Source organism: Nonomuraea sp. NPDC050691 (assembly GCF_040654455.1).
Classification (GTDB): domain Bacteria; phylum Actinomycetota; class Actinomycetes; order Streptosporangiales; family Streptosporangiaceae; genus Nonomuraea.
On record NZ_JBFAIA010000346.1, the window covers coordinates 1 to 2,612 of the forward strand.

Here is a 2,612-nt window from a genome sequence, read left to right on the forward strand (position 1 = left end):
CCCTCGTTCATCCAGGTGGTCTCGAGGGGGTCGGTGTAGTAGTGGGCCAGGTGCTGCCACTCGTGCGCGAACGTCTTCTCGTACTGGCGGGGCCGGCCGGGACGGGGGCCTCCGCGGCGCCGGCCCGGCGCAGCAGGACGGCCTTGAGCCGTTCGGCCTCCTTGAGCGTGACGCCGTCGAGCCTGCCCTCCTCGTCGCCGCCGCTCGCCCCTGTGTCGATCTTGAGCACGGTGAGGCCGAGGACCCGGTGCAGAGGCGGGGTGGACACGTCGACGCCGCGGATGCGTTCGAGCGGGATGGTGCGCACGGAGCGGCTGACGAGCGAGCGTCTGATCTCCAGCCGGTCGCCCAGCACCTCGTACGTGAGCGTGGCCCACCTGACGACGGCGAACGCGACGGTGCCGGCGAGGCCGACGGCCGCCCAGACGTACGAGCGGCCGGAGAAGCCGCCCACGAACAGCACGCCGACCAGCGGCAGCAGCAGGGACGGCAGCATCCGGACGGGATCGATGAGCAGCACCTTGGGGCTGAGCCGCAACGGCGCGACCGGCCCGCGCCCGGGCAGCGCCGGCCCGCCTGGCGCCGGACCGGCTCCCAGCGGCGCGTGGTCCTGGGGCGGCTGGGCGGGATGGGTCATGTGGCGTCGTCCCTGAGCTCCTCGGCGCGGTGCGCCAGCCGCTCGGCCAGCCCCGCCGCCACACCGTAGTCGAGTCCCTTGATGGTGGACGAGCCCGCGTGCGAGGCGGTGCGGATCTCCAGCGTCGCCAGCCCGAGCGCCCGCTCCAGCCAGCCCTGGGCCTTGTCGACCGTCTGGATGCGGCTCACCGGCACGAACACCCACTCCCTGGTCAGGAACCCGGTCCGCGCGTACACCACGTCCCCGGACAGCTCCCAGCGGTGCACGGCGTAGCGGACGAACGGCTCCGCCACCAGGAACGGTGTCGTCAGCACGCCCACGGCGACCGGCAGCAGCCAGGGCCGGGCCGCGAACCAGCCGGGCACCCACGGCCACCCGCTCCCGCCGACCCATCCTCCGGCCAGGTACGAGCCGCCGACCAGCAGCACGAAGGCGATCAGCGCCTCCATCAGCCAGAGCCGGACGGCCTTGGGCGAGACGCGGTGCGCCGGATCCCGGAGCGGGCCAGTTGCGGTCACGCAAACCAGCTTAAGCCGCGCCGCACCCCGGCGATCTCTCCCCGCTCCCCCTCCGGCCTCCCCCGCGCGCGGCTCCGCCGCCCGCGATCCGACGTGCGGCGGGCGGCCGGGAAGCGAGGGCGGTGCTCGCCTGCGGATACACGGTCTTGATGTCGGGTTTCTGGCCCCTTTGGGTCTCTTTACCATTCACCGACCTTCGCGAAACGGTCGGCGCACGCCTCATGGCCGCGTAGCATCATGCGACATGGGGCTGTGTAACACGACTGGACGCATGGGATCCGTCGTCGCCACTGTGACAGCGGTGACGGCCATGCTCGCCTTGTCGGGATGCGGCGCCACCTTCCTGGTGGGCAGATCGGAGGCCAAGGAGATCGCGCAGATCAACGTCTCCAGCCCCGAGCTGCGCGAGGGCGAGCCGCTGCCGCGCGAGTACTCGTGCGAGGGCACCCAGGGCAGCCCGCCGCTGCGCTGGTCCAGCGAGCCGCTCCCCCAGGCGAAGTCGATCGCGATCGTGGTCGACTCCCACACACAGTCGGATTCGGGCGTGCAGTGGGTGTTGTACAACATCCCCGCGACCACCACCGAACTCGGCCCCGGAGCGTCGGAGACCCCTCCGGACGGCTCCAGCCAGGCCCGGGCGACCAACGGCAAGATCGGCTACCAGCCCCCGTGCACGCGCGGCGTGAGCTACCGCTTCACGGTCTACACGCTGCAGGGCAAGGTGCAGGCCAAGGAGGGCGACCCCCTCCCGAAGATCTTGAAGGAGATCGCCGACAAGACCATCGCCCGTGGCCGGCTGACGGCGGTGAACATCGAGTGAGACTCCAAACACCCGCTGTAGTAATCGTTACCAATTCTTCGCTTAGGGTGTGACAACGCTCGCAGTGGTCCGACACAATCAGATCCAATTGTCAGTCGCTGGTGATCAATGGGGGAAGGTCGCGTCGATGGCCGCGCGACCTCACCGGCGCCACAGGGAGGCCATGGCTTTGAGGGTGGTGCAATGATCGCGGTCGTAGTCAGCTTGGTCGCTGTCGTGCTCCTCGTAATCGCTGTCGTGGCACTGGGCATGCGTTCGATGAGCCGGCGGGAGAGCTCGCTCCCCCCGGAGCGGCTGAAGCAGATGATCGAGAAGGAAGAGCAGACCCACGCTCGGTCCACGGACGAGTTCGCGGCCCACGAGCCCCGCATGGCCAACTTCAGCCCCGACTTCAGCCCCATCGACGAGGTCAAGCCCAAACCGGTGCGCACCGGGCAGCGTGGCAAGCGCGGCGTGGACGAGTGGGGCAACCCGACGACCGACGCGGACGACGAGGAGTTCTGGGCCACCATCCGCAGCGACGCCACCGAGGGCGGCTTCGGCGCCCGAGGTCGCCATCAAGGTCCTCCACCCGCACGTGGCCGCCGACCTCAAGGCTCGCGACCGGCTCACCCGCGAGGTCGAGACCATGCGCCGG

The 2,612-nt window shown here is 70.3% G+C and carries 4 protein-coding genes; 2 read left to right on the top strand and 2 right to left on the bottom strand.

Annotated features, from left to right (window positions below; all coding sequences use genetic code 11):
• Positions 1-7 precede the first annotated feature (7 nt).
• Positions 8-637 carry a PH domain-containing protein gene (locus AB0H81_RS44545; RefSeq protein ID WP_358388521.1) on the bottom strand — a complete coding sequence of 210 codons (630 nt, stop codon included), beginning with the start codon at positions 635-637 and terminating at the stop codon, positions 8-10.
• Positions 634-1,155, bottom strand: coding sequence for a PH domain-containing protein (locus AB0H81_RS44550; protein WP_358388524.1), 522 nt, complete (start codon positions 1,153-1,155; stop codon positions 634-636). The genes AB0H81_RS44545 and AB0H81_RS44550 overlap by 4 nt, the downstream gene beginning before the upstream one ends.
• A gap of 271 nt (positions 1,156-1,426) precedes the next feature.
• On the opposite strand from AB0H81_RS44550, the gene AB0H81_RS44555 reads away from it, so the two are divergent.
• Positions 1,427-1,975 carry a YbhB/YbcL family Raf kinase inhibitor-like protein gene (locus tag AB0H81_RS44555; protein ID WP_358388527.1) on the top strand — a complete coding sequence of 183 codons (549 nt, stop codon included), beginning with the start codon at positions 1,427-1,429 and terminating at the stop codon, positions 1,973-1,975.
• Positions 1,976-2,224: 249 nt separating this feature from the next.
• A partial coding sequence (locus AB0H81_RS44560; protein ID WP_358388530.1) for a hypothetical protein occupies positions 2,225-2,612 on the top strand: 388 nt, incomplete at its 3' end.

What these genes read in the sequence shown, in the direction of transcription:
- AB0H81_RS44545 (WP_358388521.1), bottom strand. Translation starts at nt 637, where the DNA reads ATGACCCATCCCGCCCAGCCGCCCCAGGACCACGCGCCGCTGGGAGCC.
- AB0H81_RS44555 (WP_358388527.1), top strand. Translation starts at nt 1,427, where the DNA reads ATGGGATCCGTCGTCGCCACTGTGACAGCGGTGACGGCCATGCTCGCC.